This window comes from Pseudonocardia sp. ZF1 (assembly GCF_056835605.1).
In genome coordinates this window covers 4,473,716-4,500,302 of the sequence record NZ_JAJNBY010000001.1, presented here as the reverse complement: position 1 = coordinate 4,500,302, position 26,587 = coordinate 4,473,716, and the positions used below count along the sequence as shown (strand labels likewise).

Here is a 26,587-nt window from a genome sequence, read left to right as displayed (position 1 = left end):
ATCGGCCGGTCGGCGGGACACGCAATGACCGCGGACCTCCGGTCGGGCCCCGCCGCGGCGGACCCCGTGCGCACGGGGTGGACCGGGCGGACGGCGCGGCGGGCGCGCACGGTGCGCGACGCCGTGCACCGCCTCGCCCGGCCGGTGGCGCCGGTCGTCGCCGTCGCCGCGCTGGTGACCGCGGCACTGCTCTTCCTGCTGGGCGGCCCGCCGTTGCTGCGCTGGATCCCGGCGACCGACATCGCGCGGATGCACGTCGACTTCGACACCTTCCGCGCCTCCGCGTACGCGCTGGTCCGGCACGGCCCGGGCAGCGCCGCGATCTACGACACCGGCGCCCGCCTGCACAACCTCAACCCGCCGCTGCTGTCGGTGCTGCTCGCGCCGCTGGCCCTGCCCGACCCGGTCACCGGCTACCGGCTGCTGACGGCGCTGTCGGTGCTGCTCGTCGCCGGGTCGGTGCTGCTGGTCTGCCGGGAGCTGCGGCTGGGCCGCCGCTGGACGACCGGCGCGCTCGTGGTGGTGCTGGCGTCGTCGCCGCTGCACGGGACGCTGCTGCTGGGCCAGATCTATCCGCTGCTGCTGGCCGGGCTGACCGCGGGCTGGGTCGCCGAACGGCGCGGGCACCCGCTGCTGGCCGCCGCCTGCTACGGCGTGACGGTCGCCCTCAAGCCCTCGCTCGCGCCGGTGCTGCTGCTCCCCGCCGTGCAGGCCCGGTGGCGGCCGTTCGCGGCCGGGATCGCCGCCGCGGCGGTCGCGACGCTCGTCGGCGTCGCCGTCGCCGGGTGGCCGACGGCGTTCCAGTGGCTGGCGATGGCGCTGGCCGAGCCGGTCGGCCCCACCCCGGACAACGCGTCGCTCCCGGGCCAGGCGCTGCGCTGGGGGATCCCGACCGTCGTCGGGACCCTCGTGGGCGCGGGGGTCGCGGTCGGCACGCTCGTCCACCTCGGGCGGCGTACCCGCCGGTACGGAGCGGGCCCGGCCGCGGGCACCGACCCGGGCGGGACGGCGCTGTTCGCGGTGCTCGCCACCGGTCTGCTGGCCGCGCCGATCGCCTGGCACAACTACCTGCTGCTGCTCGTGCCCGGGCTGCTGGCGCTCGTCGCGTCCGGGGAGGCGGGGGACACCCGCCGCCGGGTCGTCGTCGCGGTCGGGTGTCTCGCCGTCGTCCCGGTGAGCTGGTCGGACCTGTGGGCCGACGGCGGCTGGGCGACCCCGCTCGGGCGGGCGCTCTACACGGCGGTGCTCCTGGTGACCTGGTGGTCGCTGCTGCTTCCGGCGACCGGACCGGTTCCCGGCGGATCCTTCCGCTCTGCGGAAGAGTCGGCCCGCGCACCGGCCTGACGGTCCAGACTCCGCGCCACCCGAGACGCAAGGAGGCTCCCGGATGGCGCAGACGTCACGGCCCGACCCCGCCCGCGGACCCACCACCGCCCCCGACGCCGTCCGCCACGGGGGCTGGGTGGCCCCACTGTGCTGGGCGGCGGTGGCGCTCGAGGGCTTCGACCTGGTGGTGCTCGGCGTCGTGCTGCCGTCGCTGCTGGAGGAGCCCGCCTGGGGCCTGACCCCGGCGACGGCGTCGCTGGTGTCCACCGCCGGGCTGCTCGGTGTGATGGCCGGCGCCCTCTCGGCGGGCCCGCTCGCCGACCTCGTCGGACGGCGCCGGGCGATGCTGGCGACCGTCGTCGCGTTCTCCGTGCTGACGCTGCTGTGCGCAGTCGCGACCGGCCCGTGGACGTTCGGCGCGCTGCGCTTCCTGGCCGGGCTCGGCCTGGGCGGGGTGCTGCCGGTGGCGCTGGCGATGGTGAACGAGCACAGCAGGCCCGGGCGCGGCGGCAGCGCGACCACGACCCTGATGACCGGCTACCACGTCGGCGCCGTCGCGACCTCGCTGCTCGGGATCCTGGTCATCCCGGTCTGGGGCTGGCGGCCCATGTTCGTGCTCGGCGCGCTCCCGGCGATCGTGCTGGTCCCGCTGCTGGCCCGGTACCTGCCGGACACGCTGCCCGCCGAGGCCCGCGCGACGGCCGCACCGGCCGGGCCGCGGTCGCGCAACCCGGTCGCCCAGCTCGTCCGCGACGGCTACCTGCGCTCGTCGGTGGCGTTCTGGGTCGCCTCGTTCATGGGGCTGCTGCTGGTCTACGGCCTCAACACCTGGCTGCCGCAGATCATGCGGGTCGCCGGGTACGGGCTCGACGCGGCGCTGGCCCAGCTGCTCGTACTGAACGTCGGCGCGATCGTCGGTCTGCTCGTCGCGGGCCGGGTCGCCGACCGGATCGGGCTGCGCACGGCGACGGTCGGCTGGTTCGCCGCGGGCGCGGTCTTCCTCGCGCTGCTCGCGGTGCCGCTGCCCGGCGGCGGGATCTACGTCAGCGTCCTGCTCGCGGGCGTGTTCGTGTTCAGCTCGCAGGTGCTCGTCTACGCGTTCGTCAGCCGGCACTACCCGGACCACGCCCGGGCCTCGGCGCTCGGGGCGGCCAGCGGGATCGGCCGGCTCGGCGCGATCTGCGGGCCGCTCCTCGGCGGTGTGCTGCTCACCGCGGGCCTCGCCTACCCGTGGGGCTTCTTCGCGTTCGGGGCGGTCGCCGCGCTGGGGGCCCTGGCGGTACTGGCGGTACCCGGCGACCGGCGCACGACGGGGTGAGCCGATGGCACGCGTGTGGATCGGCCCCGACGACGAACCGTCCCGCGGGTCGCCGGCCCGGGGCGACCGTCCGCCGGTGGACGACACGGTGACGCGACGACCGGGCCCGGTGCGGCCGCCCCCGGCCGCCCCCGACCGCTCCGGTGCGGAGGTGCGCCACACCCGCCACCGTGCCGACCCGTACCGGACCGGCGGGGGACCCCGCACGACCGACCGCTGACCGCGACCGGCCCGGCGAGGGGCCGGTCGCGGTCAGCGGAGGTCAGTCGCCGGCGGTGGTCCCGGTGTCCGACGCGCCCGTCCCGGAGCTCCCGTTGACGAACGTGCCGGTGCGCACCGCCCGGACACCGACGGTGCCGGGCGCGGGCGCGACCGAGGTGGAGACCGGATCGGCGCCCGGGACGTCCTGCGAGTCGTCCGGCCCCGGGTCGACGAGGCCGGCCGGGTCCGCCGGGGCGGCGGAGACCCGCAGGTCGTCGTCCGGGGTCACCGGTGCCTCGACGTCGGTGTCCTCCGGCTCGTCGGGCAGCGCGGCGGCCGGCAGCGGCGGCGGGACCGTCGCGGCCGGGGCCGCCTCCTGCGCCGGGGCGGACAGCACCGGGCCGCCGGTCTCCTCCGGCACGAGCCACAGCACACCCGACGGCGGGAGCCGCAGCACCGCCGACGCGGGCTGGCCGTGCCACATGACCTGCTCGCCCCTGACCCGCCCGAGGTTGCCCACCCCGGACCCGCCGTAGGCCGACGCGTCGGTGTTGACGACCTCGGTCCAGTTCCCGGCGAACGGCAGCCCCACCCGGTAGTCCTCGCGGGGGGAGCCGGAGAAGTTCGCGACGCAGGCCAGCACGGTGGCGCGGCCCTCGGCGTCGACCCCGTGGCGCAGGAACGAGAACACGTTGCCCTGCGCGTCGTTGGCGTCGATCCAGCCGAAGCCGTCCGGGGTGGTGTCGCGCGACCACAGCGCGGACTGCGCGCGGTAGGTCCGGTTCAGGTCCCCGACGAGGGTGGTGATCCCGCCGTGCAGCGGGTCGTCGCTCTGCAGGTGCCAGTCCAGCGACCGCTGCTCGGACCACTCGCGCGGTTGCCCGAACTCGCCGCCCATGAACAGCAGCTGCTTGCCCGGGTGCGCCCACATGTAGGCCAGCAGTGCGCGGACCCCGGCGGCCTTGTTCCAGTCGTCGCCGGGCATCCGGGTCCACAGCGACCCCTTGCCGTGCACGACCTCGTCGTGGCTGATCGGCAGCACGTAGTTCTCGCTGAACGCGTACATCAGCGAGAAGGTCATCTGGTTGTGGTGGTAGCTGCGGTGGATGGGGTCGCGCCCGGTGTAGTCGAGCGTGTCGTGCATCCAGCCCATGTTCCACTTGAGCCCGAACCCGAGACCGCCCATGTAGGTGGGCCGGGTGACGCCCGGCCAGGCGGTGGACTCCTCGGCGATCGTGACGACACCCGGGTGCTCCCGGTAGACGGTCGCGTTCATCTCCTGCAGGAACGCCACCGCGTCGAGGTTCTCCCGGCCACCGTGGACGTTGGGCAGCCACTGGCCGTCGGCGCGGGAGTAGTCCAGGTAGAGCATCGAGGCGACGGCGTCGACGCGCAGGCCGTCGATGTGGAACGACTCGAGCCAGTACAGCGCGTTCGCGACGAGGAAGTTGCGCACCTCGTTGCGGCCGAAGTCGAACACCAGCGTGCCCCAGTCGGGCTGCTCGCCGCGGCGCGGGTCGGCGTGCTCGTAGCAGGCCGTGCCGTCGAAGCGGGCCAGCGCCCACTCGTCGCGCGGGAAGTGCGCGGGCACCCAGTCGACGATCACGCCGTAGCCCGCGCGGTGCAGCCGGTCGACGAAGTACCGGAAGTCGTCGGGCGTGCCGAACCGCGAGGTCGGGGCGAAGTACGAGGTCACCTGGTAGCCCCAGGACCCGCCGAACGGGTGCTCGGCCACCGGCAGCAGCTCGACGTGGGTGAACCCGGTGGTGTCCAGGTAGGCCACCAGCCGCTCGGCGATCTCGCGGTAGTCCAGCCCCGGCACCCAGGAGCCGAGGTGCATCTCGTAGACGCTCATCGGTTCCGCGTGCGGGCGGCGCCGGGCGCGGTCGGCCATCCACGCGTCGTCGGTCCACTCGTGGACGTCACGGGTCACGACCGACGCCGTCTGCGGCGGGATCTCGGTGGCGAAGGCCATCGGGTCGGCCTTGTCCCGCCACCGGCCGTCGGGGCCCAGGATGCGGAACTTGTAGCGGTCGCCGACGCCGACGCCGGGCAGGAACACCTCCCAGACGCCGGAGCTGCCCAGCGAGCGCATCGGCAGCGCCCAACCGGCCCAGCCGTCGAAGTCACCGGTGACCCGCACACCGCGGGCGTTCGGCGCCCAGACGGCGAAGCTGGTCCCGGAGACCGGGCCGGAGGGGGTGTCGTAGTCCCGGACGTGTGCGCCGAGGACGTCCCACAGGCGTTCGTGCCGTCCCTCGCCGATGAGGTGCAGGTCCATGTCGCCGAGCGTCGGCAGCCAGCGGTACGGGTCGTCCACCGTCTGCTCGGTCGTGCCGCCGGCGCCGTCGCCGTAGGTCACGAGCAGCCGGTAGTCGCCGCCGGAGCCGGGGACGAGGCCGGAGAACAGTCCGGCGTCGTGCACCCTGGTCAGCTCGCAGGCCTGCGCGCGGTCACCGTCGGGCAGCACCGCCACCGAGACGGCGTGCGGCCGCAGGACACGGACCACGGTGCCGTCGACGTGCGGATGCGCGCCGAGCACCGAGTGGGGGTCGTGGTGGGCACCGCCCAGGAGCCGGTCGGTCGTCGCCTGGTCCGGTGCGTACGCATCGGTCTCGGAGCGGGTCGCTCGGGTCTCCTCGGAGGTCACTGCGGAACCGTACTGCGGGTGACGAACGCCCGCCGCGCGCGGTCGCACAGTGTTGCCGGATCGCAGTCGAGCGTGAGCGGGGCCGCGTCATCCCCGCCCGCGCCGGCGCCGGTGACGGGCCAGCGCCCGTTCCAGGACCGCCTGCAGCGCGCCGGCGGCGCCGTCCCAGGTCTGCTCGGCGGCCCGGGCGCGCACCGCGTCGGAGCGCTGCGTCCATGTCGTGTCCAGCGCGCGCACGGCGGCGGCGAACCCGGCGTCGTCGCCCGGCGCGACGAACACCCCGGCGTCGCCCGCGACCTCGCGGAAGGCCGGGATGTCGGTGACGACGACGGGGCAGCCCCGCGCCATGGCCTCCAGCACCGGGAGCCCGAACCCCTCGTCGCGGGAGGCGGAGACCAGCGCGGTGGCGCCGTCGAGCAGGGCGCGGTAGCCGTCGTCGTCGACGCCGTCGTGGAACACCGGCCGGGCCGGCGCGGCGAGCCGCGCCAGCTCCGCGCGCACCCCGGACGGGACGGGGGAGACCAGGTGGAGCTCGTGGCCGGGCAGCCGGGCCGCGGCCCGGGCCAGGGTCGCGACGTCCTTGTAGGGCATGAACGACCCGGCGTAGACGATCCGGTTCCCCGGCGGCCGGGACCGCGTCGGCGTGCCGGGCGGCAGGTGGAAGTCGGTGGCGTCCGGGACGACGGCGACCTCGCGCCGGGACAGCCGGTGCGCCGCGACCAGGCCCGCGGTCGCGCCGGACACGCACGCGACGGCGTCGGCGCCGGCGAGCAGCAGTCGCTGCGGCCACCACGACAGGTGGTAGGCCCGCCACACGGCCCGCACCGTCGCGGGCAGCCACGGCGGCGGCGCCGGGTGCCGGTAGTAGATGAGGTCGTGCACGGTGAGCACCACCGCGTAGCGGCGCCCGAGCGTGCCCATCGTCTGCATCGGGCTGAAGACGACCGCATCGGGTGACCCGGCGACGATCCGGTTCACCCGCCGCGCGACCAGCGGCTCCCCGGCCCCGGTCGGGGCGGGCAGGGTGTGCGCGGGCCGGTCGGGCAGCCCGTCGCGCTGGCGCGGGTCGGACACCAGCAGCTCCACCGGGGCGATCCGGTCCAGCGCGCGGACCAGCCCGGTGGTGTAGCGGCCGATGCCGTCCGGGCGTCCGGGACGGATGTAGCGGCAGTCGACGAGCACCCTCACCGCGCCACGAAACCCCGGATCTCGCGGGCCGCCCACGCCGGGGCCTCGTAGTGCACGAGGTGGCCGGTGCGCGGCAGCAGGACCAGCCGGGCGTCGGCGAAGGCGGCGGCGAGCGCGTGCTGCCCGGCCGGTGGGGCGACCCGGTCGCGGGCCCCGGCCAGCAGCAGTGTCGGCACCGTGACCCGGGGCGCCCAGGGCCGCACCGAGCCGGAACCGGCGGCGCGGAGGCACTCCAGCAGCGACGCCGTCGTGGCGAAGGTGCCGAAGTGGGCGCGGTGCTCGTCGGAGATCCAGTGACGCAGCAGCGGGTCGCGGGTGGTGGTCATGGAGACGGTCGCGGCGTCGGCGAGCAGCCGGTGGCGCAGCAGGCCGTCGAGGCCGAGCCGGGCGGCACCGGAGTGCAGCAGCGCGGTGGCGGCCGTCCCGAGGCCGGTGACGCCGCCGGCGCCCGAGGCGGGCTCGGCGATCGGGTTGACCAGGACCAGCGCCCGCGGGGTGATCGCAGCGCCGGCGCAGACGGCCGCGGCCACGATCGACCCGAACGAGTGCCCCAGGAGCACCGTGTCCGGGCCGAGGTCGGCGAGCAGCGCCGAGGCCCAGCGGGCGTAGCCGTCGACGTCGTGGGTGCGGTCGGTGAACGCAGGCGACGCCCCGAACCCGGGCAGGTCCGGCACGACGACGCGGTACCCGGCCAGTCGCGACGCCAGCGGCGCGAGCCCGTGGTGGCTGCCGCGCAGCCCGTGCAGCGCCAGCACCGGCGCCCCGTCCGGGTCCCCGAGGGTGTGCACGACGGTGGGCGCGCCGTCGACGACGTGCACGGGAGAGGCCACCGCGAGGGCGGGCGACGGCGTCGCGGTCACCGCCGGGTGTCCGCGTGCCGGCGGGCGCGGCGTGCCGAGCGGAACGCGCGCACCGGCACGACCGGGCGGGCCTTCGTCCGGTACAGCTCCTCGAAGGTGTCCACCGTGGTCGCCAGCGAGTGCTCGGAGGCGATCTGCAGGCTCGCTGCCCCCAGCTCGGCCGCGCCGTCGGGGTCGTCGAGCACCCGGGCCAGCCGGTCGGCGAGCGCGGCGACGTCGCCGTGGGGGTAGCGCCAGCCGTTCACCCCGGGGCGGGCCAGGTGCGGCAGCGCACCCGCGTCGACGGCGACGACCGGCTTCCCGGTCGCCATCGCCTCCAGCGTCACCAGGCTCTGCAGCTCGGCGGTGCCGGCGTTCACGAACACGTCCAGGGCCGGGTAGACGTCGGGGATCTCGTCGTCGGTGAGCCGGCCGGTGAAGGTGACCGCGTGCTCCAGGTGCTCGGCGCGGACCAGGGCGCCCAGCCGGGCCCGCTCCTCGCCGTCGCCGACGACGACCAGCTGCGCGTCGGGCACGGCACCGGCGCGCAGCAGCGCGGTGGCGCGGACCAGCTCGTCGACGTGCTTCTCCCGGTCCAGCCGCCCGACGAAGCCGACCAGCGGCACGCCCTCGGCGATGCCGTGCCGGGCGCGGAACGCGGGCCCGCGACCGGTGGTGTCGGGCCGGAAGCGGCCCAGGTCCAGGCCGTTGGACACGGGCAGCACCGGGCCGGGGACGCCGCCCTGCTCGGCCATCGACGCGGCCAGCGGGGTGGGCGCGGTGACCAATCCGGCCCGGCTGAGCACGCGCACCGCGTCCCACCAGAACAGCTTCTTGAGCCCGGACTCCGGCAGGTGCAGGAAGCTGATCGCCGGGATGATGTTCTCCGGGATCATGTGCGTGGTCGCCATCGACGGGATCCCGAGGTCGGCGGCCGCGGTGAGCAGCATCCGGCCCAGCACCATGTGGCTCTGCACGTGCACGACGTCGGGCCGGACCCGGCGCAGGATCGCGCGGCAGGTCCGGCGCAGCCCGGGCGGCGGGCAGAGCCGGAAGTCCGGCGGCTTGGGGACGCGGCAGGAGCGGACCCGGTGTTCGGTCACCGGCCCGACCCGGCGCGGCGGGAGGCTGCGCAGGCCGCGCGACGGTGCGACCACGTGCACCTCGTGCCCACGGGCGGCGAGCTCGGCCGCCAGCCGCTGTCCGGCGTAGCTGGCCCCGTTGACGTCCGGTGCCCAGGTGTCGGCCCCGATCAGGACGCGCACACGTTCTCCTTCCGCGAGGTCCTGGCACGCACCCACAGCGCGCGCCCGGCCACGAGCACCAGGCCCACGCCCAGCCCCACCGCCACGATGATCCACGGCCGGTCGGCCAGCTCCGCGGCGAACCGGCCCCCGACCACCCAGCCGATCCCGACCAGCAGTGCCGAACGCACCGCCGTCAGCGGGACCACCCAGGCCACGAATCGCCGGTACGACACCCCGGCCAGGCCGATGGCCAGGAACGCGGGGATCGCGCCGACGTCCACCAGTTTCGCGCCCAGCACCAACCGGCCCGGACGGCCCCCCACCTTCGCGCGCAGTGCGTCCCAGCGACGCTCGGTCAGACCCAGCCGGACCAGCAGCGGAGCGATGGCCGGTCGGCGCCCGCCGCGCCCGAGGACGTAGAAGGCGGTGTCGGCGACGACGTCGGCGGCGAACGCCACCAGCCACACCACCCACCAGTCGAGCAGCCCGGCGCCCGCGAGTGAGCCGGCGACGACGCTGACGACCGGCCCCTCCACCAGCACACCGAGGAAGAGCACGGCCAGCGTCACGCCGAGCGTGGGCCCGTCGGGGCGCTGGACGAGGCCCAGGACGCCGTCCAGACCGTCCGCACCGAGCAGACCGGCCGGGGTCACGAGAGGTCCTCGGGCCGGGTGGGGGGTGGTCGTCTCACGGTGGGTGTCCTCCTGGTCGGGGAGGATTCCACGATCCCGCGCCGGGCCGCCCGGGGAGTCGGGCGTCGCCCCGGCGTCGTCGGCGGGAAGGTCCGGTGACCACCGGGTGTCGCCGACGGCCCGGACGTGCTAAGCGGTGCCGCGCGCGATCGCGGTGAGCGGGATCGGCAGCCAGGTCGGACGGCTGCGGGTCTCGTAGAGCACCTGGTAGACGGCCTTGTCCAGCTCGTAGGCGCGCAGCAGCGCGGCGTGCGCGCGCGGGTCCTCACCGGCGCGGGCGGCGTAGCCGGCGCAGAACGCGTCACGGTTCGCGGCCGACCAGTCGTGAGCGAGGCGTGCCTCGGCGGTGTCCGAACCGAGACCTGCCCCGGGCGTGTCGGACCGGGTCAGCAGGTGGTGGAAGGCGGCGTAGTCGAAGGAGAACAGCATCCCGACGACGTCGCGCACCGCGGAGTCCGGCGCGCGGCGCTCCTCGGGCGAGGCGGCCGGCTCGCCCTCGAAGTCGATGACCAGCCAGCGGCCGTCCGGGCGGCGCAGCGTCTGCCCGAGGTGCAGGTCGCCGTGCACCCGCTGCACGACGACGGGCGCGTCCAGCGCGGCCACCTCGTCGTAGACGGTGCGGATCGCGGGCACGTGCGGGGCGAGCACCGGCACCTGGCCGGCGACCTCGGCGCACCGCCGGGTCCAGTACGCCGCCAGCTCGCGCGGGTCGGCCTCGGCGGTGCCGAGCTCGGCGCGCAGCGCGACGTGCACGTCGGCGAGCGCCTCACCGAGCGCGCGGGCGTCGCCGGTGAAGTCGGTCCGGTCGCGGACCGCCGCGGTGGCCCGCTCCCAGCCGTCGTGCGAGCCGGCCGCGAACTCCTGCAGCAGCGCGAAGGTGGCGGGCTCGCCGTCGAGGACACCCTCGATCCCGCCCTGCAGCGCCGCGACCGACGTCGACCCGGCCGCGCGCAGCGCCCGGTGCAGCTCCAGGTCGGGGTTCAGACCGGGGGACAGGCGCCGGTAGACCTTGAGGATGGAGCGCTCGCCCCAGCGGACGGAGGTGTTGGACTGCTCGGCGTCGACGACGCGGCCGGTCTCGGTCAGCGGCAGGTCCGCGCCCGGCTCGGGCACGAACGACAGGTCACCGACGGCCGCGCCCTCGGCGATCAGCCGCAGCAGCAGCGCGGTGACGCGCCCGTCGTGCAGGCCGTCGTAGAGGACCTGCCCGTCGTGGTCGCCGATCGGGGCGGCCCCGGCCGGGGCGTGCGGGGCGCGGGCCAGGAGCAGCTGGTAGTGCCGGTCCGGACCGTCGGCGAAGGACACCGCGAGGACCAGCACCTCGAGCCCGGTGACACCCTCGGCGGCGGGCAGCGGGTGCCGCGACGCGACGGCGACACCGGTCAGCGGGCGCCCCTTCTCCGCGAACCAGCGACGCCCGGGCAGCCAGTCGCGCAACAGGCCCGGGAGCGCCGTCAGGTCCTCGGAAGCTCCGGTCGGCCGCACGCGTCGTCCCCCTCCTGCCGGGCGTCCGCCCGGCCTGTGAACACCACCGCGGACCGGTCGCGGCCACCGCCCGCACCACGTCGGGGTACCGGTCGGTGCCACCCGGGCCCGCAGGCGAAAACCCTAACCGGGACAGGCCGACCCGGCCGGGTCAGGAGGTCGGGTGGGCGGTACTGTCCGTGTCGGATCGACCACCCGTTGGTCACGGGCGGTGATCACGCTTCTGTCCGGCATCCCCGTGCCGGGAAACCCATACTGGACGTGGTGCCCGCGGGTACCCCGCGACGGTGCGCACGCGCCCGCGTGCGGATCGCCGTCGCAGGGCGCACCGTGGGCCGGACATGCCCAGAACCTGCCCTGACCTGCCCCCCACAGCGACCGGAGGACCGGCGGCGTGACCGAGCGAGAGCCGAAGGCCGACATCCCCCCGACGATCCCGGAGACCCAGGCCCGGATCGCACCGGCCGATCCGCTCGCCGCCGTCGAACCGGTGCCCGCCGAGGCCGAGCACGTCCCGGAGCCACCGGACGTGAACTTCGCCGAGTACTACCACGAGGCGCGTCCGCGCACGCTGCGTCACCGTGCCCGGGTGCGGTCCACGGTGCGGCGCCGGTCGGTGTCGCAGGACGGCCCGGCATCGGGGGAGAACCCGGTCTACGTGTCGTGGCTGCTGTCCCAGTCGATGCTCGGCCACGCCGACGAGCTGGCCCGCCAGTTCTCCGGGCAGGGCTCGATGTGGCAGAACCCCTACGCCAGCCCCGGCCCGCGGCACGCGGTCGAGACGGCGTCGGTGTGGTTCACCGCCTACCCGATCTCGCTGATCACCGCCTCCGGCGAGTCGTTCCTGGCGGCGCTGGGCGACGAGGCGCTGTGGCAGGCGTTCGAGACGATCGGCATCGAGGGTGTCCACACCGGGCCGGTGAAGAAGGCGGGCGGACTCTCGGGCTGGCAGCCCACCCCGAGCGTCGACGGCCACTTCGACCGCATCTCCAACGAGCTCGACCCGGCCTTCGGCACCGAGGACGAGTTCCGCGCGATGTGCGCGACCGCCACCTGGCACGGCGGCACGATCATCGACGACATCGTCCCCGGCCACACCGGCAAGGGCCCGGACTTCCGGCTCGCCGAGCTCGCCTACGGCGACTACCCGGGCATCTACCACATGGTCGAGATCGAGCAGTCCGACTGGGGGATGCTGCCGGACGTACCGCCGGGGAAGGACTCGGCCAACCTCGACGCCGCGACCGAGGAGGCACTGGAGAAGGCCGGCTACATCGTCGGCCGGCTGCAGCGGGTCATCTTCTACCGCGAGGGCGTGAAGGAGACCAACTGGTCGGCGACCGGCGAGGTCACCGGCGTCGACGGCGTCGTGCGGCGCTGGGTGTACCTGCACTACTTCAAGGACGGCCAGCCGTCGGTCAACTGGCTGGACCCGACCTTCGCGGGCATGCGGATGGTCATCGGCGACGCCCTGCACTCGCTGGCCGACCTCGGCTCGGGTGCGCTGCGCCTGGACGCGAACGGCTTCCTCGGCGTGGAGAAGGCGGGCTCCGGGAACCCCGGCTGGTCCGAGGGGCACCCGCTGTCGGAGGCCGCGAACCACCTCATCGCGAGCATGGTGCGCAAGGTCGGCGGGTTCACCTTCCAGGAACTGAACCTGACCGTCGACGACATCAAGGTCACCTCCGAGGCGGGCGCGGACCTGTCCTACGACTTCATCAACCGCCCCGCCTACCACCACGCGCTCGCGACCTCCGACACCGAGTTCCTGCGGCTGACCCTGCGCACCGCGCTGGATCTGGGCGTCGACCCGGCGTCGCTGGTGCACGCGCTGCAGAACCACGACGAGCTGACCTACGAGCTCGTGCACTGGACCGCGGGCCACACCGACGAGCTCTTCCACTTCCGCGGCGAGGACATGCGCGGCGGGGATCTGGCCGACACGATCCGCCGCGACCTGTGCGACGTCCTCACCGGACCGGACGCGCCGTACAACCTGATCTTCACGACGAACGGGATCGCCTGCACCACCGCGACCGTCATCGCCGCCTCGCTCGGCATCTCCGCGCTCGACGACATCGGCCCCGACGACGTCGAGCGCATCCGGCGGGTGCACCTGCTGCTGGTCATGTTCAACGCCTTCCAGCCCGGGGTGTTCGCGCTGTCGGGCTGGGACCTGCTGGGCATGCTGACGCTGCCGCCGGACTCGGTCTCGGACCTGCTGAACTCCGGGGACACCCGGTGGATCTCGCGGCCGGCGCACGACCTGATGGGGCACCGGCCGGACGCCGAGCGCTCCTCGTCGGGGATGCCCCGCGGGCGCAGCCTCTACGGGTCGCTGCCCGACCAGCTGACCGAGGAGACCAGCTTCGTCCGCCAGATGCAGGCGATCCTGGCCGTGCGCAAGCGCTCCGGGGTGGCGACGGCCCGCCAGGTCGACGTGCCGGACGTGTCGCACCGCGGCCTGCTGGTGATGGTGCACCTGCTCGACGACGACCGGACCAGCGTGACCGTCCTGAACTTCGCCGACGAGCAGGTGGACGCGTTCGTGCGGTCCGAGCACCTGGCGCCGGGCGCGACGGTCACCGACCTGTTCTCCGGCGAGACCGTCGGCACCGTCGACGACCTCAACGGGTTCCGGATCGGGATGGCCCCGTTCCGGGCGACCGCCGTGGTCCTGGAGCCCCCGGCCGAGGACGCGGGAGCCGCCTGAGCCCTACCGCATGAACGGGCCCCTCGTACGAGGGGCCCGTTCATGCGACGAGGGGTGGGGCTCAGAGCAGCGGGGGCTGCGCCGGCAGCGCGATCACGTGCGCGACGTGGTCGGTCGGAACCAGCCGCACGAAGTTGTACTCGCCCCAGCGGTAGGTCTCGCCCGACACCTCGTCGTGCACCTCGACGACGTCGGTGTACCGCAGCCCCAGCGCCGGCATGTCCAGCTTGAGGGTGCCCTGCTGCGGGGCCGCCGGGTCCAGCGTGCAGACCACGAGCACCTGGTCGCCGGTGGACGGGTCCAGCTTCGAGTACGCGATGATGTTCGTGTTGTCCACCTCGTGGAAGTGGATCTCGCGCAGCTGCTGGAGCGCCGGGTGGGCGCGGCGGATCTCGTTGAGCCGGGTCACGTACGGCTCCAGCGAGCGCCCCTGGTTCAGGGCGGACTCGAAGTCCCGCGGACGCAGCTCGTACTTCTCCGAGTCCAGGTACTCCTCGCTGCCCGGCTTGACCGGAGTGCCCTCGTACAGCTCGAAGCCGGAGTAGACGCCCCAGGTGGGCGACATCGTCGCGGCCAGGGTCGCCCGGATCGCGAACATCGCCGGGCCGCCGGTCTGCAGCGACTCGTGGAGGATGTCCGGGGTGTTGGTGAACAGGTTGGGGCGGCACTCGTCGGCGTGCTCGGCGTGCATCGTCGCGAAGTCGGCGAGCTCCTCGGCCTCGGTCCGCCACGTGAAGTACGTGTAGGACTGGGTGAAGCCCAGCCGTGCCAGCCCGAACAGCCGGGCCGGGCGGGTGAACGCCTCGGCCAGGAACAGCACCTCCGGGTGGGTCCGCTTGACCTCCCAGATCAGCCAGTGCCAGAAGTTCGGCGGCTTGGTGTGCGGGTTGTCGACCCGGAAGATCGTCACCCCGTGCTCGACCCACTTCAGGACCACGCGCAGGCACTCGGCGTAGATGCCGGCCGGGTCGCGGTCGAAGTTCAGCGGGTAGATGTCCTGGTAGCGCTTCGGCGGGTTCTCCGCGTAGGCGATCGTCCCGTCCGGGCGCACGGTGAACCACTCCGGGTGCTCGGTGACCCAGGGGTGGTCGGGCGCGCACTGCAGCGCCAGGTCGAGCGCGATCTCCATGCCGAGCTCGTTCGCCCGCGCGACGAACGCGTCGAAGTCGTCGAAGTCGCCCAGCTCCGGGTCGATCGCGTCGTGCCCGCCCGCGGCGGAGCCGATCGCCCACGGGGAGCCGACGTCGCCCGGCTCGGCGTGGGTGGAGTTGTTGCGGCCCTTGCGGTGCACCGTGCCGACCGGGTGGATCGGCGGCAGGTAGACGACGTCGAAGCCCATCCGCGCGACGCGGTCGAGCTCCTTCGACGACGTCGCGAACGTGCCGTGCACCGGGCGGCCGGTCTCGTCGCGCCCGCCGGTGGAGCGGGGGAAGAACTCGTACCAGGACCCGTACAGCGCGCGGGGCCGGTCGACGAAGATCGTCCGCTCCGGGCCGCGGGTGATGAGCTCCCGGACGGGACGCTCGACCATGATCGCGACGACGGCGTCGAACAGGGCGGGGGCGACCCGCGCGCGCAACGGCAGCGCGGTGTCCCGCAGCGTGTTCGCGGCGCCGAGCAGCAGGTCGCGGCTGTCCTTCTCGGCCGGGCGACGCCCCACCCTGGCGAGCAGCCGGGCGCCGACCTCGAGGTCGTTGGCCAGCTCCTCGGCCGTCTGGCCCGCGGCGATCTTCTTCTCCACGGCCGAGCGCCAGGTCGCCCACGGGTCGCTCCACGCGTCGACGCGGAAGGTCCAGCGACCCTCGGCGTCGGGGCGGACCCAGGCCACGAAGCGGTCGGTGCCCAGCCCGTCGGGCTGCATCCGCACGTACTGCGCGTCGCCCGGCGTCCCGTCGGCCGACAGCGGGGTGAACACGACGTTCGCCGCGACGGCGTCGTGTCCCTCCCGCCACACGGTCGCCCGGATCGGGACGACCTCGCCGACCACGGCCTTGGCCGGGTCTCCGCTCTCCACGAACGGGGTCACGTCGTCGATTCCGAGCCGACCGGTCATCGGCTGCACCCCCAGGAAATTGTCACCGTCGGTAGAAGTCCCACCAGAGTCGAGACGGCCAGTCTGACGCCACCACGTCACCTGTCGCCACACCCGCGGGACCATCGGCGTGAACGGATCGGAACGGATGTGGACGGAACCGATTCGACGTGCACGGACCCACCGGTCCCGTGGCAGTGCGACCCTACCGGTGGGACCCCGTCCCGGCCGGGCGGGACACCGCGTGCGTGTCGGTGTTCCCGGCTACCCTCGCGGCCGTGAGAGCCCTCCGTCGTTTCACCGTCCGTGCCCAGCTCCCCGCTCCGCTCGCGCCGCTGCAGACACTGGCGACGAACCTGCGGTGGACCTGGCACGCGCCGACCCGGGACCTGTTCGCCTCCCTCGACCCCGCCGCCTGGGACGCGAGCGGGCAGGACCCGGTCCGCCTGCTCGGCGAGATCCCCACCGGGCGGCTCGCCGAGCTCGCCGCGGACGACGCGGTCGCCGCCGAGGTCGCCGAGCGGGCCGCGGAGCTGGAGACCTACCTGTCCGAGCCGCGCTGGTACGACGAGGCCGACGGCGCCGGCAGGCCGTCGGCCGTCGCCTACTTCTCGATGGAGTTCGGCGTCTCGGAGGTGCTGCCCAACTACTCCGGCGGTCTCGGCGTGCTCGCCGGCGACCACCTGAAGGCCGCCTCGGACCTGGGCGTCCCGCTCGTCGCGGTGGGGCTGCTGTACCGGTCGGGGTACTTCCGTCAGTCCCTGTCGCTCGACGGCTGGCAGCTCGAGCACTACCCGGCGATCGACCCACAGGGGTTGCCGCTGCAGCTGCTCACCGACGCCTCCGGCGAGCCGGAGCTCGTCGAGGTCGCGATGCCGGGGGACCGCACGCTGCACGCGCGGATCTGGCAGGCCGCGGTCGGGCGGGTCCCGCTGCTGCTGCTCGACACCGACATCGAGGAGAACGCCGGTTCCGACGGCGGGGCCGACCTGCGCGGGGTCACCGACCGGCTCTACGGCGGCGACCAGAACCACCGCATCCAGCAGGAGATCCTGATCGGTGTCGGCGGGGTCCGCGCGGTCCGCGCGTTCTGCCGGCTCACCGGGCACCCGACGCCGGAGGTCTTCCACACCAACGAGGGCCACGCCGGGTTCCTCGGCTGCGAGCGGATCCGCGAGCTGTGCACCGGCTCGGCGGTGTCGTCCAACGGCGCGGGACCGGCGACCGCGTCCGCGTCGTCCGGCGGGCTGGACTTCGACGAGGCGCTCGCCGCCGTCCGCGCGGGCACGGTGTTCACCACCCACACCCCGGTGCCCGCCGGGATCGACCGGTTCGGCCTGGACCTCGTGCGGCACTACCTCACCGACCGGCTGCTGCCGGGCCTGCCGACCGACCGGCTCCTCGCGCTCGGCGCCGAGGAGGATCCGGAGACGTTCAACATGGCGCACATGGGTCTGCGCCTGGCCCAGCGCGCCAACGGTGTCTCCCGGCTGCACGGGACGGTGTCGCGGGAGATGTTCGGCGGGCTGTGGGCCGGGTTCGACCGCGAGGAGGTACCGATCGGCTCGGTCACCAACGGCGTGCACGGCCCCACCTGGGAGGCCCACCAGGTCACCGAGCTGCTCGGGGAGCCCGGCGGCAGCACCGCCGAGGTGTCCGACGCCGACGTGTGGGGCCTGCGCAACACGCTGCGGTCCCGGCTGGTCGACGAGGTCCGCCGCCGGGTGCGCGCCGCGTGGCTGGAGCGGGGTGCGTCCGAGCCGGAGCTGGGCTGGACCGACCACGTCTTCGACCGCGACGTGCTCACGGTCGGCTTCGCCCGCCGGGTCCCGACCTACAAGCGGCTCACGCTGATGCTGCGCGACGCCGACCGGCTCCGCAGCCTGCTGCTCGACCCGCACCGGCCGGTGCAGCTCGTCGTCGCGGGGAAGTCGCACCCCGCCGACGACGGCGGCAAGGCGCTGATCCAGCAGATCGTGCGCTTCGCCGACGACGCCGGCGTGCGCCACCGCATCGTCTTCCTGCCCGACTACGACATGTCGATGGCCCGCTACCTCTACTGGGGCTGCGACGTCTGGCTGAACAACCCGCTGCGCCCGCTGGAGGCCTGCGGCACCTCCGGCATGAAGTCCGCGCTCAACGGCGGGCTGAACCTGTCCATCCGCGACGGCTGGTGGGACGAGTTCTACGACGGCGCCAACGGCTGGGCCATCCCCACCGCCGACGGCGTCGAGGACCCGACCCGGCGTGACGACCTCGAGGCCAACGCCCTCTACGAGCTCATCGCCACCCAGGTCGGCCCGGCGTTCTACGACCGCGTCGACGGTGTCCCGCACCGCTGGGTCGAGATGGTCCGCCACACCCTCACCACCCTGCGGCCGAAGGTGCAGGCCACCCGGATGGTGCGGGAGTACGTGCAGGATTGGTACACCCCGGCGGCCCGCGCCGCCGCGGACGCGGCCGCGTCGGACTACGCCGTCGCCCGCGACATCGCGCAGTTCCGGGCCCGGCTGAACAAGGCGTGGAACCACGTCCGGATCACCGGTGTGGACGCGTCCGGGCTGCCCGACACCCCGGTCGTGGGGTCGCCGATAACGGTCCGGGCGGGGGTGGACCTGGCCGGGCTGGACCCGTCGGACGTGACGGTCGAGGCCGTCGTCGGGCGGGTCGACTCCTCCGACGAGCTGGCGGACCCCGTGACCGTCGCGATGGAGCACCGCGGCGACGGGTCCTGGGAGGTCGCCGTGCCGCTGCCGCACGCGGGGCTGACCGGGTACACGGTGCGGGTGCTGCCGCACCACCCGCACCTGGCGTCCTCGGTCGAGCTGGGGCGGATCGTCCTGGCGGGCTAGCGCAGCGTGGTCCGGCTCGTGGTGTGCTCACCCCGCGGGGCGACGGTGGTCAGCGCGAGCTCCCGCGGTCCCGGGGGCAGCGCGCCGACCACGATGTCCCGGGTGGTGGCGTAGCCGCCGCAGGTGCCCGACCAGAGCACCCGGCCGGCCGTCGCGAGCGTGCAGGGCCCGGAGACGTACGGGTCGACCGGGGCCTCGCGGTCGGCGCGCACGTGCACGGTGCCGTCGGCGGCGCGGGCCGCGGTGATCGACATCGTGAGGGCGCACGGGGCCTGCTCGCCGAACGTGGTGAGGACGGCGGGCCCCGGCTCGGACCGGCTCTCGTCGACGTCGCGGGTCACCGCGCGCACCGACACCGTGAACGGCGCGAGGCAGTAGTCGCCGTACACCGGGGCGCTGGTGGTGGTCTCGGTCGAGGCGGAGTGGAGGACGGCGCCCGCGTGGTCGCGGACCTCGACGTCGTAGTGGGTGCGCAGGGCGCCCTCGTTCCGGACGGGCGGCGACCAGGACACCTGCAGGCCGAGGCCGCGGGCGCCGCCGCCGGGTACGGGGGAGACCTGCAGGGCCTGCACCGGGCCGGGCGCCGGGAGCGCCTCGGCCGGCGGCGACGGCGGGGCGGGGATCGCCGGCGTCGTGAGCAGAGCGGTGGTGGCCACGGCGGCGACGACGGTGGCGGCACGGAGAAGACGGGGGAGCGCTCGGGGCACGTGGACTCCCGTTCCACGGGGACAGATGCTCTCGGCGTATCGGAGCAGTGTTGACGTGCGTCACACGATGGAGCGGAATACGCCCGTTCGGCCCAGCAATGGTGTGGCGGTCAGTCGCCGCAGACGGGCAGCGGGGTGTGGGCACCGGGGACCTCGCGAGCACCACGCGCCGGGCCGCCCCCGACGTCCCACCGCCCGCCGGACCTCCGCCCGCCGGACCGCGGTCCGAGGGGGCGGGACCCGTCGGCGGCACGGGTCAGCCGCCGCAGCACCCGCCGCCGCAGCAGCCACCGCCGCCACCGGCCGGGGCCATCGCGGGTGCACCGCCGCCGGAGCGGCCGCCGAGCGCGATCGTCGAGAGCAGCTTGACGGTGTCCGCGTGCCCGTGCGGGCAGTCCGCCGGGTCCGACGACGCGGCCATCGGCCGGTCGACCTCGAACGTCGTGGCGCACTCGCGGCACCGGAACTCGTAGCGCGGCATGCGCGGAGCCTACGCCGCCCGGCCCGCCGGACCCAGCTCCCGGAACCCGGCGGGACGGGGCCGGTCAGCGGCTGCGCAGCAGGCGTACCGAGCGGGGCGGCAGGACGACCGTCGCCCCGGCGTCGAGCGGGGTGGTGTCGGCGGGGGTGCCGTCGGGCGTCGTCGAGTCCAGGACCGGGTCGAAGCCGTGGTCGCTGGGCAGCACGCAGTCGGTGGGCTCGTCCCCGGCGTGCAGCGCCAGCAGCCAGTAGTCGGCGAGCAGCACGACCAGGGTGCGCCGGCCGCCGTCGTGCCAGTCGCCGGGCTCCATCGGGCGCCCGGACGGGTCCCACCAGAGCACCTCGCCGTCGACGTAGAACTGGTCGCGGTGCAGCACCGGGGACTCGCGGCGCAGCGCGGCGACGCGGCCGGTGAAGGCCTCCATCGCCGCGGTCTCGTCGGTGCGGGTCCAGTCGACCCAGGAGGTCTCGTCGTCGCGGCAGTAGGCGTTGTTGTTGCCGCCCTGGGTGCGCCAGCGCTCGTCGCCGCCGGTGATCATCGGGGTGCCGATCGACAGCAGCAGCGTCGCCATCATCGCCCGGGCCGTGGCCTGCCGGGCGGCGCGGATGCCGGCGTCGTCGGTCGGGCCCTCGGCGCCGTGGTTCTGCGAGCGGTTGTCGTCGGTGCCGTCGCGGTTGTTCTCGCCGTTGCCCTCGTTGTGCTTGCGCTCGTAGGACACGAGGTCGCGCAGGGTGAATCCGTCGTGGGCGGTGACGAAGTTGACCGAGGCCCACGGGCGACGCCCGGAGAGCTGGTAGATGTCGGAGCTGCCGGTCAGTCGCGACGCCAGCTCGGCGACGCCGCCGTGGCCGCGCCAGAAGTCGCGCACCGCGTCGCGGTAACGGCCGTTCCACTCCGACCACGCCACACCGAACCCGCCGACGCGGTAGCCCTCGCCGGTCGCGTCCCACGGCTCGGCGATCAACTTGGTCGTCGACAGGGTCGGGTCCTGGGCGATCGCGGTGAGCAGCGCGGAGTCCGGGGAGAACGGGCCCGACCGCGGGCGGCCGAGCACCGAGGCGAGGTCGATCCGGAACCCGTCGACGCCGTAGGCGTGCACCCAGTGCCGCATGGCGTCGCAGACCAACCGGATCACCGTGGGGGAGCCGGCGTCGAGGGTGTTGCCGGTGCCGGTGATGTCGGCGTCGTGCCCGGACCCGCCGAGCGAGTAGTACGCCGGCGCGTCGAGGCCGCGGTAGGACAGGGTGGTGCCGCCGACCCCGCCCTCGCAGGTGTGGTTGGGGACGATGTCGAGGATGACCTCGATCCCGGCCGCGTGCAGGGTGTCGACGAGGTAGCGGAACTCGGCGACCTCGTTGCCGGGGTCCGAGGCGTAGCCGGCGTGCGGGGCGAGGAAGCCCAGCGTGGCGTAGCCCCAGTAGTTCGACGCGCCGCGCTCCAGCAGCGGCGGCTCGGGGGCGTTGGCCTGCACCGGGAGCAGCTCGACGGCCGTCACCCCGGTCCGCTGCAGCTGCGCGATCACCGCCGGGTGGGCCAGCCCCAGGTAGGTGCCACGGTGGGCCTCGGGCACCTCGGGGTGGAGCTTCGTCCAGCCGCGCACGTGGATCTCCGAGATCACCGTCTCCGACCACGGCACGTCCGGGCGGGGCGGGCGCGGCGCGGCGTCGGTGGCGGTGACGACCGACAGCGGTACCGAGCCGAGCGAGTCGACGGTGCTGGGCCGCCCGGACATCGGGTCGCCGTCCCACCCGCGGGCGGCGACGACGTCGGTCACCAGGCCGGTGATCCGGGCCGCGTAGGGGTCGACGAGGATCTTGTGCGGGTTCGCGCGGAGTCCCTCGAACGGCCGGTAGGGGCCGTGTACCCGGTAGCCGTAGCGCTGCCCGGGCCGCACCCCGGGCACGTGGCCGTGCCACACGCCGAAGGTGTGCTCGCGCAGCTCGACGCGCCGCTCGGTGAGACCACCGCCCTCACCGTCGGCGGCGCCGTCGATCAGGCACACCTCGACGGTCTCGGCGCTGGTGGTGGCGACCGCGAAGCGGGTCCCGTGGTCGTCGGGGTGGGCACCGAGGGGGAAGACACGCACGATCGGCCAGGATAGGGGGGTGACTTCGCCCCGAACCCCGTCCGCGCCCGGTGTCACACCCGTTTCCACCCCGATCGACGACGAGGACGTGGTCGTCGGGATGGACGGCGCCACCGTCCGCCGCGGCGACACCACCCTGCTCGATGCCGTCGACTGGCGGGTGGAACTCGACGAGCGCTGGGTCGTCCTCGGCCCGAACGGCGCCGGCAAGACGACCCTGCTCCGCCTCGCCGGTGCCGAGCTGCACCCGACCTCCGGCACCGTCCACGTGCTCGGCGAGCGCATGGGCCGGGTCAACGTCTTCGAGCTCCGCACCCGGATCGGTCTCACCTCGGCGAACCTGGGCGTCCGGATCCCGGGCGACGAGATCGTCTCCGACGTCGTCGTCTCCGCGGGCTACGCGGTCCTCGGGCGCTGGCGCGAGGAGTACGAGCGCGACGACACCGGCCGCGCCGAGCAGCTGCTGGGCCAGCTCGGCATGGCGGGGTTCGCCGGGCGCGCGTACGGCACGCTGTCCGAGGGCGAGCGCAAGCGGACCCTGATCGCCCGCGCGCTGATGACCGACCCGGAACTGCTGCTGCTCGACGAGCCCGCCGCCGGGCTGGACCTCGGCGGCCGCGAGGACCTCGTCACCCGGCTCGCCGACCTCGCCGACGACCCGTACGCCCCGGCGTCGGTGCTGGTCACCCACCACGTCGAGGAGATCCCGCCGAACTACAGCCACGGGCTGCTGCTGCGTGAAGGGCGTGTGGTCGCCGCGGGGCTCCTGGACGAGGTCATGACCTCCGAGCCGCTGTCGGAGACGTTCGGGCTGCCGCTGACCGTCGAGCGCCGCGGCAACGGACGGTTCACCGCCCACCGGCGCGACTGATCCGCCGCCGGGCGCCGGTGCCCGCACCCGCGTGGGGCGACCGTCGCGCGGGTCGCCGCGAACCGGGACGGGACGCCACGCCGGCCGAGGCGGCCGGGTCGGATCACTGCGCGCTCCGGGGCGCCGGAGGCGACTAGGGTCCGCAGACGTGACCGAATTCGTGAGCCTGTCCGTGGACGAGGGCGTCGGGACGATCCGGATCGACCGCCCGCCGATGAACGCCCTGAACCGCCAGATCCAGGGTGAGCTGCTGGAGGTGGCCGACGAGGCCGCCACCCGCGCCGACGTGCGTGCGGTCGTCGTGTACGGCGGGGAGAAGACCTTCGCCGCGGGTGCGGACGTCAAGGAGATGGCGTCGATGTCCTACTCGGACATGGCGCCGCAGGCGCGGCGGCTGTCCGCCGGGCTGGGCGCGATCTCCACCATCCCCAAGCCGACCGTCGCCGCGGTGACCGGGTACGCCCTCGGCGGCGGCCTGGAGGTCGTGCTCGGGGCCGACCGGCGCATCGCCGGCGACAACGTCAAGCTCGGCTTCCCCGAGATACTGCTCGGCATCTTCCCGGGTGGCGGCGGCACCCAGCGCGCCGCGCGGCTGATCGGGCCGTCGCGCACCAAGGACCTGATCTACACCGGCCGCATGGTGAAGGCCGACGAGGCGCTGGCGATCGGGCTGGTCGACGAGGTCGTCCCGGCCGACGAGGTCTACACCCGCGCCGTCGCCTGGGCGCAGCAGTTCACCGCGGGCCCCGCCCTGGCCTACGCCGCCGCCAAGAAGGCGATCGACAACGGCCTCGACACCGACCTGCGCACCGGCCTGGACATCGAGTCCGAGCTGTTCGCGGGCGTGTTCGCCACCGACGACGCGAAGGCCGGCATGGCCAGCTTCGTCGAGAACGGCCCCGGCAAGGCCACCTTCACCGGCCGCTGAGCCGTCCCGCCCCCGCCCGGCCGCGCGACGCGCCCGGGCGGGGAGCAGGTCGGCGGCCGTGTTCTGCGAAACTCCTACTCATGAGTTCGGACCCGGCGCCCACCCCGCACGCCACCGCCGAGCAGGTCGAGGCGGCCTGGCACGACCCGAAGCTCGCCAACGTGCTCTACCACGACTGGGAGGCGGGCACCTACGACGAGAAGTGGTCGATCAGCTACGACGAGCGCTGCATCGACTACGCCGCGGGCCGCTTCCGCGCCGCGGCCCCGTGGGACGGCCGCCCCTACCTGCGCGCCCTGGAGCTGGGCAGCGGCACCGGGTTCTTCCTGCTGAACCTGATGCAGGCCGGCGTCGCCGAGCGGGGCGTCGTCACCGACCTGTCCCCGGGCATGGTCGCCGCCGCCACCCGCAACGCCGAGCACCTCGGGCTGGAGGTGGAGGGCGCCGTCGTCGACGGCGAGCACATCCCGTTCCCCGACGACAGCTTCGACCTCGTCGTCGGGCACGCGGTGCTGCACCACATCCCCGACGTCGAGGCCGCGTTCCGTGAGGTCCTGCGGGTGCTGGAGCCGGGCGGGCGGTTCGTGTTCGCGGGCGAGCCCACCACCGTCGGCGACGCCTACGCCCGCAAGCTCGGGCAGTGGACGTGGAAGGCCACCACCACCCTGACGCGGCTCGGCCCGCTGCAGGGCTGGCGCCGCCCCCAGCACGAGCTCGACGAGTCCTCCCGCGCCGCCGCGCTGGAGTCGGTCGTCGACATCCACACCTTCGACCCGGCCGACCTGGAGCACACCGCGACCCGGGCCGGGGCCGAGGGGGTGCGGGCCTCCACCGAGGAGTTCGCCGCCGCCATGCTGGGCTGGCCGGTGCGGACCTTCGAGGCCGCCGTCCCGCCCGGCAAGCTCGGCTGGAACTGGGCGATGTTCGCCTACCACGGCTGGCAGCGGCTGTCCTGGCTCGACGAGCACGTCCTGAACCGGGTCGTGCCGCGCAGCTGGTTCTACAACGCCCTGATCACCGGTACCAAGCCGAGATGAGCGATCGGCCCCGGCGCGGCGCGCTGTCGGTCAGCATGGACGACGTGGAGCACCCGCTGGAGCCGTTCTGGCGCGGCGTCATCGCCTACCGCCTGCTCACGCTGCTGACCGTCGTCGGCGTGACGCTCTACCACCTGCGCACCGGCTACGAACGTCCGCCGGCCGCGGTCGGCGTGCTCGTCGTGATGGCGGTGTGGACGGCCGTGACGTCCTGGGGCTACCTCGGCGGGCTGCCCGGCGCCCCGGACCGCCGCGGCCTGCTCGCCCTGGCCGACCTCGGCGTCTGCGTCGCGATCATGGCGACCACGCCGCTGGTCGTCCGGGTCGCCCACCTCGACGAGGGCGGCCCCGGCATGGGGTCGATCTGGACCTCCGGCGCGGTGCTGGCCTGCGCGGTCGCGTTCCGGATCACCGGCGGGGTGCTCGCCGCGGCCGTGATCTCGGCGGCGCTGGTGCTGTCCAAGCAGCGGTTCGGGGTGCTGGAGCTGGGCGACATGCAGCTGCTCGGACTGGCCGGGCTGACCGTCGGGTTCGCCGCGCACGTGCTCGACCGCACCGCCGCCCGGCTGCGCCGCCTCGTCGCCGAACAGGCCGCCGCCGCCGAACGCGAGCGGCTCACCCGGGCCGTGCACGACGGAGTCCTGCAGGTGCTGGCGCACGTCCAGCGCCGCGGCGCCGAGCTGGGCGGCGGGGCGACCGAGCTCGGCGTGCTCGCCGGAGAGCAGGAGACCGCGCTGCGTGCGCTGCTGTCCGGGCCGGGGACCACCGACGCGTCCGGGTACCGCGACCTCGCCGCCGCGCTGCGGATCCTCGCCTCGGACCGGGTCACCGTCTCGGCCCCCGGACGTCCGGTCGAGCTGGGCGGGCCGGTCGTCGACGAGGTGGAGGGCGCGGTGCGGGCCGCGCTCGCGAACGTCGCGCTGCACGCCGGCCCGGACGCGCGCGCGTGGGTGCTGGTCGAGGAGCTGCCCGGGGCGGTCGAGGTCAGCGTCCGCGACGACGGCCCCGGCATCCCCGAGGGCCGCCTCGCCGAGGCCGAGGCGCAGGGCCGGATGGGGGTGTCCCGCTCCATCCGTGGCCGCGTCGGCGACGTCGGCGGGACACTGACGCTGGACACCGGACCGGACATCGGGACCGAATGGGTCATCCGGGTCCCCAGGGAGGACACATGAGCATCCGGGTGATGGTCGTCGACGACCACCCGATCTGGCGCGAGGGCGTGGCCCGCGACCTCGCCGAGCGCGGCCTCGACGTCGTCGCGACGGCCCCGGACGCGCCCGCGGCCGTCCGGATCGCGACGGCCGTGCGGCCGGACGTGATCCTCATGGACCTCAACCTGGGCGTGACCTCCGGCGTGGACGCGATCGCCGCGATCGGGCAGCAGAGCCCGGACAGCCGCGTACTGGTGCTGTCGGCCTCCGGTGAGCACGCCGACGTCCTGGAGGCGGTCAAGGCCGGTGCGCTCGGCTACCTGGTGAAGTCCGCCGGGGTCGACGAGCTGCTGGAGGCGATCCGGCGCACCGCCGACGGCGTCGCCGTGTTCACCCCGGGGCTGGCCGGGCTGGTGCTGGGGGAGTACCGGCGGCTCGCCGACGCCCCGCGTCCCGCCGACGGCGCGCCCGCCGCCCCGGCGCTCACCGACCGCGAGACCGAGGTGCTGCGCCTGGTCGCGAAGGGCATGACGGCCAAGCAGATCGCGGCGAAGCTCGTCGTCTCGCACCGGACCGTCGAGAGCCACGTGCAGAACACCCTGCGCAAGCTGCAGCTGCACAACCGCAGCCAGCTCGTCCGGTACGCCATCGAGCAGGGCCTCGCGGACTGAGCGGGCGGGGCGGTGCGTTCCCTGCGGTGAGCGGAGTGAACCCGTAACGGGGGCCACCCCCATCACGAACAGGTCACGGGACCGGGCAGACTCGGCTCCGCCCCCGACGCTC

The 26,587-nt window shown here is 74.6% G+C and carries 19 protein-coding genes; 9 read left to right on the top strand and 10 right to left on the bottom strand.

What is annotated here, in order from left to right; translation table 11 throughout:
* Nucleotides 1-24 precede the first annotated feature (24 nt).
* Nucleotides 25-1,344, top strand: coding sequence for a glycosyltransferase family 87 protein (locus ZF1_RS21665; protein ID WP_482638220.1), 1,320 nt, complete (start codon nucleotides 25-27; stop codon nucleotides 1,342-1,344).
* A 43-nt stretch (nucleotides 1,345-1,387) separates the two neighbouring features.
* Complete coding sequence (locus ZF1_RS21660; RefSeq protein ID WP_482638219.1) at nucleotides 1,388-2,644, top strand: MFS transporter; 1,257 nt, start codon at nucleotides 1,388-1,390, stop codon at nucleotides 2,642-2,644.
* A 262-nt stretch (nucleotides 2,645-2,906) separates the two neighbouring features.
* Here the strand turns inward: ZF1_RS21660 and glgB are convergent, their stop codons facing one another.
* From glgB to ZF1_RS21630, 6 genes are all read right to left on the bottom strand, one after another.
* Nucleotides 2,907-5,495, bottom strand: coding sequence for a 1,4-alpha-glucan branching protein GlgB (gene glgB / locus ZF1_RS21655; protein WP_482638218.1), 2,589 nt, complete (start codon nucleotides 5,493-5,495; stop codon nucleotides 2,907-2,909).
* Nucleotides 5,496-5,582: 87 nt separating this feature from the next.
* Nucleotides 5,583-6,683, bottom strand: a complete 1,101-nt coding sequence (locus ZF1_RS21650) for a glycosyltransferase family 4 protein (RefSeq protein WP_482638217.1) — start codon at nucleotides 6,681-6,683, stop codon at nucleotides 5,583-5,585.
* Nucleotides 6,680-7,543, bottom strand: a complete 864-nt coding sequence (locus ZF1_RS21645; protein ID WP_482638216.1) for an alpha/beta fold hydrolase — start codon at nucleotides 7,541-7,543, stop codon at nucleotides 6,680-6,682. The genes ZF1_RS21650 and ZF1_RS21645 overlap by 4 nt, the downstream gene beginning before the upstream one ends.
* Nucleotides 7,540-8,787, bottom strand: coding sequence for a glycosyltransferase (locus ZF1_RS21640; protein WP_482638215.1), 1,248 nt, complete (start codon nucleotides 8,785-8,787; stop codon nucleotides 7,540-7,542). The genes ZF1_RS21645 and ZF1_RS21640 overlap by 4 nt, the downstream gene beginning before the upstream one ends.
* On the bottom strand, nucleotides 8,775-9,422 hold the full coding sequence (locus ZF1_RS21635; protein ID WP_073578481.1) for a DedA family protein: 648 nt from the start codon (nucleotides 9,420-9,422) through the stop codon (nucleotides 8,775-8,777). The genes ZF1_RS21640 and ZF1_RS21635 overlap by 13 nt, the downstream gene beginning before the upstream one ends.
* A 168-nt stretch (nucleotides 9,423-9,590) precedes the next feature.
* Nucleotides 9,591-10,946: a maltokinase N-terminal cap-like domain-containing protein gene (locus ZF1_RS21630; RefSeq protein ID WP_482638214.1), complete on the bottom strand. Its 1,356-nt coding sequence runs from the start codon at nucleotides 10,944-10,946 to the stop codon at nucleotides 9,591-9,593.
* A gap of 394 nt (nucleotides 10,947-11,340) precedes the next feature.
* On the opposite strand from ZF1_RS21630, the gene treS reads away from it, so the two are divergent.
* Entirely contained in the window at nucleotides 11,341-13,659 is a 2,319-nt protein-coding gene (gene treS / locus ZF1_RS21625) for a maltose alpha-D-glucosyltransferase (protein WP_346105505.1), read from the top strand.
* 61 nt (nucleotides 13,660-13,720) lie between these two features.
* Here the strand turns inward: treS and ZF1_RS21620 are convergent, their stop codons facing one another.
* Nucleotides 13,721-15,712 carry an alpha-1,4-glucan--maltose-1-phosphate maltosyltransferase gene (locus tag ZF1_RS21620; RefSeq protein ID WP_482638213.1) on the bottom strand — a complete coding sequence of 664 codons (1,992 nt, stop codon included), beginning with the start codon at nucleotides 15,710-15,712 and terminating at the stop codon, nucleotides 13,721-13,723.
* A gap of 257 nt (nucleotides 15,713-15,969) precedes the next feature.
* On the opposite strand from ZF1_RS21620, the gene glgP reads away from it, so the two are divergent.
* On the top strand, nucleotides 15,970-18,543 hold the full coding sequence (gene glgP / locus ZF1_RS21615; RefSeq protein ID WP_482638212.1) for an alpha-glucan family phosphorylase: 2,574 nt from the start codon (nucleotides 15,970-15,972) through the stop codon (nucleotides 18,541-18,543).
* Here the strand turns inward: glgP and ZF1_RS21610 are convergent.
* From ZF1_RS21610 to glgX, 3 genes are all read right to left on the bottom strand, one after another.
* On the bottom strand, nucleotides 18,540-19,199 hold the full coding sequence (locus tag ZF1_RS21610) for a hypothetical protein (protein WP_482638211.1): 660 nt from the start codon (nucleotides 19,197-19,199) through the stop codon (nucleotides 18,540-18,542). The two genes, glgP and ZF1_RS21610, sit on opposite strands and share 4 nt — an antisense overlap.
* Nucleotides 19,200-19,506: 307 nt before the next feature.
* Nucleotides 19,507-19,731, bottom strand: a complete 225-nt coding sequence (locus ZF1_RS21605; protein WP_476652430.1) for a zinc ribbon domain-containing protein — start codon at nucleotides 19,729-19,731, stop codon at nucleotides 19,507-19,509.
* Nucleotides 19,732-19,795: 64 nt separating this feature from the next.
* Nucleotides 19,796-21,817, bottom strand: coding sequence for a glycogen debranching protein GlgX (gene glgX / locus ZF1_RS21600; RefSeq protein ID WP_482638210.1), 2,022 nt, complete (start codon nucleotides 21,815-21,817; stop codon nucleotides 19,796-19,798).
* A gap of 100 nt (nucleotides 21,818-21,917) precedes the next feature.
* Between glgX and ZF1_RS21595 the strand changes: the two genes are divergently transcribed.
* The 5 genes from ZF1_RS21595 (at nucleotide 21,918) to ZF1_RS21575 (ending at nucleotide 26,475) form a co-directional block, all read left to right on the top strand.
* Complete coding sequence (locus ZF1_RS21595) at nucleotides 21,918-22,688, top strand: ABC transporter ATP-binding protein (RefSeq protein WP_482638739.1); 771 nt, start codon at nucleotides 21,918-21,920, stop codon at nucleotides 22,686-22,688.
* Between the two features lie 148 nt (nucleotides 22,689-22,836).
* Nucleotides 22,837-23,616: an enoyl-CoA hydratase/isomerase family protein gene (locus ZF1_RS21590; protein WP_062397269.1), complete on the top strand. Its 780-nt coding sequence runs from the start codon at nucleotides 22,837-22,839 to the stop codon at nucleotides 23,614-23,616.
* An 80-nt stretch (nucleotides 23,617-23,696) separates the two neighbouring features.
* Nucleotides 23,697-24,653 carry a class I SAM-dependent methyltransferase gene (locus ZF1_RS21585; protein WP_405415445.1) on the top strand — a complete coding sequence of 319 codons (957 nt, stop codon included), beginning with the start codon at nucleotides 23,697-23,699 and terminating at the stop codon, nucleotides 24,651-24,653.
* Complete coding sequence (gene macS, locus ZF1_RS21580) at nucleotides 24,650-25,825, top strand: MacS family sensor histidine kinase (RefSeq protein ID WP_251784031.1); 1,176 nt, start codon at nucleotides 24,650-24,652, stop codon at nucleotides 25,823-25,825. Before ZF1_RS21585 ends, macS begins: the two co-directional genes overlap by 4 nt.
* On the top strand, nucleotides 25,822-26,475 hold the full coding sequence (locus tag ZF1_RS21575) for a response regulator (protein WP_482638209.1): 654 nt from the start codon (nucleotides 25,822-25,824) through the stop codon (nucleotides 26,473-26,475). The genes macS and ZF1_RS21575 overlap by 4 nt, the downstream gene beginning before the upstream one ends.
* The last annotated feature ends 112 nt before the right edge of the window (nucleotides 26,476-26,587 follow it).